The following is a 4,574-nucleotide window of genomic DNA, read 5'->3' on the forward strand; positions in this document are numbered from 1 at the left end:
TGGGTGAAGCGTTATACGCCGGATTTCGTCAAACGCTGGAACCGTTTCGGCACGCCCACGGGACGATCGTGGCGTGTCGACGAGACGTACCTGAAGATTCGCGGCAAGTGGGTCTACCTTTTATCGCGCGGTGGATCGGGCGGGGCAAACCGTGGATTTCATGCTCAGCGCCAGGCGCGACGTGGCCGCGGCCCAAGCCTTTTTCAGGAAGGCCATCAAACATCAGGGCCAGCCGCCGGAAACGATCACGCTCGACGGCTATGCAGCCTCGCACCACGCCGTGCGCGAGATGAAGACCGACGGCTTGCTGCCCGAGGATACGAAGGTCCGAACCTCGAAGTATTTGAATAATCTCATCGAGCAGGATCATCGCAACGTCAAGTCCAGAACGAACGTCATGCTCGGCTTCAAAGGCTTCAGGAACGCCGCGATCACTCTGGCAGGCATTGAGTTGATGCATCGCATTCGCAAAGGACAATTCAACCTCGTGAAGCTAAGCCTCAAAGATACCGCTGCGCCCGCTGTGTGGGATGCCGTCCTGTCGGCTCGATAAGATGTATTAGCTATACGAAACGCATCGCCCGGACCGCCTATTTGCACCAGAGCCATCTATACGACCAACGCCATTGAAAGCGTGAACGCCCAGCTACGCAAGATCGTCAAGACGCGTGGTCACTTCCCGACGGACGAGGCCGCGACCAAACTGCTGTGGCTGGCCTTGCGCAATATCACTGCCGACTGGAGTCGCGCGGCGCATGACTGGAAAGCTGCGATGAACCAGTTCGCGATCCTCTACGAGGATCGTTTCACCAGGAATCATTTGTAAAATGCAATTGATGACCTGCCACGGCAGGTTTTTGTCTGCCTTGCACACAAAAATTCAGACACTCCCCTGCGGAAGTTCGCCCGAATGGGCGGATTTGACATGTCAGTTCCCTGCAGTTCGTCGACGTCTCAACTTTGGCTCCGCTCCCCTCGCAGCTACCTCCTTAGCGCTCGTAGATAAACGGTTGGTACGCGATCAAATGTCGCGCGTGCGCGGGATGACAACTGCTTGGCCGTGCAATGTGCCTTCCGCATCGAGAAGTTGCCACAGTGTTGCTTCCTCGATCATGAAGCGCTGGCCTGACTTGGTGACACGCACGCCCTTGTAGCCCGCCTCGTAGCCGGCCCCCTGTACGCGTGCGAGGAATTTCTGCCGCTCCTCGCGATTCGGAGCTTCAGCTGAGAGCCGGGACGGCAGTCGGGTGATTTCATCCCAGCTATATTCAAAGCGGCGCTGCGCGGCCTTATTGCCATAAATAAAGAGCGGGTCGGGATCGGCGTTGTGCGCAAGTACTGCAAACGGTGCACTCTCATAGAGCCATTCGGAAGCCTCGACCACGGTCATGGCCTGCGGGACCAGAGGGAGACCCAGCGCCCGGGCGTAACTATCGGCAAGCAGCTGCTAGAAAGCTGGATTGCGGTGGAGTGGGATCATCTAAGGCATCTCTAAACGCGGAGGCGTTCACGATACAGCATTTTCAGGCGAGGTTTGTTGCGTCCATCGGTGATTGATCATTCGGTAGGTAAATGGGCGAAGCGGGCATTCCGCTATCCGAGGTAAGCAAGAGCCAAGGACCGTTCGTGGCCGAACTCAGTCCGACGCTGACTCTGCCGGCCCTCGTCGAGGTTGACCGAAGGCCCGTCGTCTATGCCGCCAGTCGATGCTCGTAGTATGGACGGTCGCGATCGTCAAGGATTGCATGCAGCGCCGCCAATTGCTTGGGCTCGGGATTCAGCCAAGCGTCAATGTGTTCAGGCTTCATGGGGACGATGCACCGGTCGTGACCTGCCGCAGCCACCTCGGGTGGCGGCTCGTCGGTGATCGCGGCAAACGACAGGAGGTCTGGCTCGCCCGGCGCCTTCCAGAATTTAGTGCAGTTAAAAAGTCATCGGACGAGTCGGCGCGGCGGCCGAAGCGAAATGACGGCCAAGCTCGCTACTTGCAGCCTCATGAGCCTTCATGACAGTGACTTTACCCCACAGGGCAAGAAGTTCCTTGCCCGAAGCCTGCGGGGCGCGCAGTGACTTTCCGGGAAGCGGCGCCGCGCGAGCGAACTCTTTCTTTTTCGCAAACGTTTGCCGCGCGGTATCAAGTTTCAGCTTTCCAAGCCGAAAACACGTACATTGCCATGAGACCTTGGAGACCCCGACGTGACGCGCCTTGTGCTCTTACTTGCCGTACTGTTTATGACAGGCTGCGCACAACTGCAGCAGCCCAATACGGCTCAAGACGAGAAACCTGCGGTGTCGAACGTGATCATGAAGTTCGACGTTCCCGCCGATGCACTCGGCGCGCGCGATCCGCAACTGACTGCGGTGCTCGCCAAGGTGGGCGCGCTCGCTGCCGCGCAGAAGCAGCCCACCGTGATCCGCGCGACAGCGCTGGGCCAGGACTTCAAGTACATCAACCAGGCGATCTGGCGCGGCGTGCCGCAGCAAGGGCTCAAACCCACGCTCGAAAACCTTACGGCGGGCACTAACCAGACGTACAGCGTCTCGATCGAGCCGCTACATTCGGGGAACTGACACGATGCGCCTGATTGCTTTCGCCGCGGCATCGCTATGCTTGAGTTCGGCCGCATGGGCGGGCCAGTCTGCCGCCAGCGCGCCTGCAGCTGCGGCCGCCAGTGCCAGCGCTGCCACCACAGCCTCTGCGGACAAGGTCTACCCGCCGCTGCCCACGCTCGCCATGCTTCCGCCCTCCACCGGCGACGACGACGACCTTCCCGCGCCGCGCTCGACGTCGCACAACAAGAAGAAGACGCACCAGCACGATTGCCGCTGCGCGATGCCGACGCCGCGCCTCGTCGTCTCCGATGCGTCGCGTACCTATCTCAAGGACATCGAGCGGCAGCTCGATTCCGCGCTGGCGCAGTAAAGCAGGATCTGGAGCCTCGACCCATGCACCAGCCCAAGACCAACGCCTTCCGCCCTTTGCGCTCGTGGGCCATCTGCGCCTGGGCGGCGCTGCTGGCGCTCGGCAGTTCGGCCGCGCAAGCCGCCCCGCCCGCCGACGACTGCTTCGACAAGGCCGGCGCTTACCAGGGCGTCAATCCCCTCGTGCTGCGCGCCGTGGCATGGCGCGAATCGAAAGGTGACGCGACCGCCATCAACCACAACGCCAACGGTTCGATCGACGTGGGGCAATTGCAGATCAATTCGATCCACTTTCCGGAACTCAAGAGCCGGGGCATTCCGCACCGCGCGCTCACGGACCCGTGCGTGAATATCTTCGTGGCCGCTTGGCTGCTCAAGCAGAAGATGGTGCGGTTCGGCAACACATGGCGCGCAATCGGCGCGTATCACTCGGAATCGCCGCACGAGCGCGACGCCTACGCGCGCAGCATCCAGGCGATTCTCGTGAGCTGGGGGCAGTTGCAGCCGGAGCGGTGAAGTTCAGGCGCAGGCCCGACAAGCTCGTTGCCAGCCCAATGGCCGCGCTAGCCGCGCAGCTTGAGCCCGCGCCGCGCGACGGCCGCGTAGAGCTCGGCGCGCTTTAGTACAACACGGACCGAGGCCGGGCTCTTGCCACTCGCAAAACGCCAGTAATGTAACGAACGACGGAAATTATCCCTATGCGGCTAACGCTTCATAGGAGTAACGACTGAAGCGCTTATTTGCCGTTGCTTACATACAGATGCGAACGACCGCTCGCCGACTTATTTGCATCGGGCATCCGGCAGTTTCCAAAGCAGGTTGTGTGGAAACCCGATGGCATTAGAATGCGACGCATGACCCTGATCCCAGCGGCGCGTTTGACTGCCTTTTCGGCTATCACGGCGCCGACGAGAAGGTGAACCCGTCTGATGCGTTATAGATGAGTTTAAGGGCTTTGTTTCAGGACCTAGGGGGTGCTCTCAGGCACCCACCAGTCGCATCGCCTTCATCGTCTTCTTGAAGCCCAGGATTCTCAGCACTCGCGTGAGATTGTAGGCGAGTACGTTAAAACTCATCTCGGTACCTACATTGGGCAGCCTGCGCGTCAGGAAGTGCGTGTAGCCCATCCAATACTTGAACGTTCCAAAGACATGTTCGACGGTTCGCCTGCGCACGGTCATCGCATCAGGCGTCTTGTCCAGCCGACGCTGAACTGCCTCCAGCACTGATTCATGCTCCCATCGACTTATGCCTCGTTCGCCGCTCGGAGTGCACTGTGAGTTCATCGCGCATTGCGAACAGGCACTCCTCCGGTAACGACGTAGCTGCATCCCGTGTTCCTCGCTGGTGTAACGGTAAATTGCCCGTTCTCCAGCTGGACATTGGTATTCGTCGTCCCGCGCAATATAGGTGAAGTCTGCCTTATCGAACCGGCCATGGAATTTTGCGCCTGATGTTGTGGGCTTCGGCAGCATGACCGCAATCCCTGCATCCGCGCACTCCTTGATCTGAGGCACACTGTAGTAGCCACGATCGTCGACTGCCCGCAGTCTGGTCCTGCCCATAGCGTCGCGCGCAGCTTTAGCTATCGGACTGAGCTGTGCCCGGTCACTGCCAGAGTTTGTGACCTCGTGAGCCACGATGAGGTGGTG

General features: G+C 59.9%; 5 protein-coding genes and 3 pseudogenes. 5 read left to right on the forward strand and 3 right to left on the reverse strand.

From position 1 onward, the window contains the following. Together PQR02_RS39645 and PQR02_RS39650 are read left to right on the forward strand one after the other, a co-directional pair. A pseudogene (locus PQR02_RS39645) lies at positions 1 to 553 on the forward strand (IS6 family transposase); the annotation flags it as partial. Positions 554 to 589: 36 nt separating this feature from the next. Further along, positions 590 to 826: pseudogene (locus tag PQR02_RS39650) on the forward strand (transposase); the annotation flags it as partial. Positions 827 to 1,021: 195 nt separating this feature from the next. On the opposite strand, the gene PQR02_RS39655 reads toward PQR02_RS39650, so the two are convergent. Together PQR02_RS39655 and PQR02_RS39660 are read right to left on the reverse strand one after the other, a co-directional pair. Further along, on the reverse strand, positions 1,022 to 1,444 hold the full coding sequence (locus tag PQR02_RS39655; RefSeq protein WP_408243266.1) for an MEKHLA domain-containing protein: 423 nt from the start codon (positions 1,442 to 1,444) through the stop codon (positions 1,022 to 1,024). 247 nt (positions 1,445 to 1,691) lie between these two features. Then, positions 1,692 to 1,910, reverse strand: a pseudogene (locus PQR02_RS39660) (SOS response-associated peptidase family protein); the annotation flags it as partial. 286 nt (positions 1,911 to 2,196) lie between these two features. Between PQR02_RS39660 and PQR02_RS39665 the strand changes: the two are divergent. The 3 genes from PQR02_RS39665 to PQR02_RS39675 are packed head-to-tail and all read left to right on the forward strand — an operon-like array spanning position 2,197 to position 3,438. After that, entirely contained in the window at positions 2,197 to 2,571 is a 375-nt protein-coding gene (locus PQR02_RS39665) for a hypothetical protein (protein WP_408243262.1), read from the forward strand. Positions 2,572 to 2,575: 4 nt separating this feature from the next. Continuing rightward, the gene (locus PQR02_RS39670) at positions 2,576 to 2,923 is read left to right on the forward strand and encodes a hypothetical protein (RefSeq protein ID WP_408243263.1); all 348 of its coding nucleotides are present in this window, start codon (positions 2,576 to 2,578) and stop codon (positions 2,921 to 2,923) included. Between the two features lie 23 nt (positions 2,924 to 2,946). Further along, complete coding sequence (locus PQR02_RS39675; RefSeq protein ID WP_408243264.1) at positions 2,947 to 3,438, forward strand: lytic transglycosylase domain-containing protein; 492 nt, start codon at positions 2,947 to 2,949, stop codon at positions 3,436 to 3,438. A gap of 464 nt (positions 3,439 to 3,902) precedes the next feature. On the opposite strand, the gene PQR02_RS39680 is transcribed toward PQR02_RS39675, so the two are convergent. Further along, positions 3,903 to 4,574 (reverse strand): transposase (locus PQR02_RS39680; protein WP_408243265.1); only part of this gene is annotated, 672 nt, incomplete at its 5' end.

This window comes from Paraburkholderia sediminicola, assembly GCF_046026895.1.
Taxonomy (GTDB): Bacteria; Pseudomonadota; Gammaproteobacteria; order Burkholderiales; family Burkholderiaceae; genus Paraburkholderia; species Paraburkholderia sediminicola_C.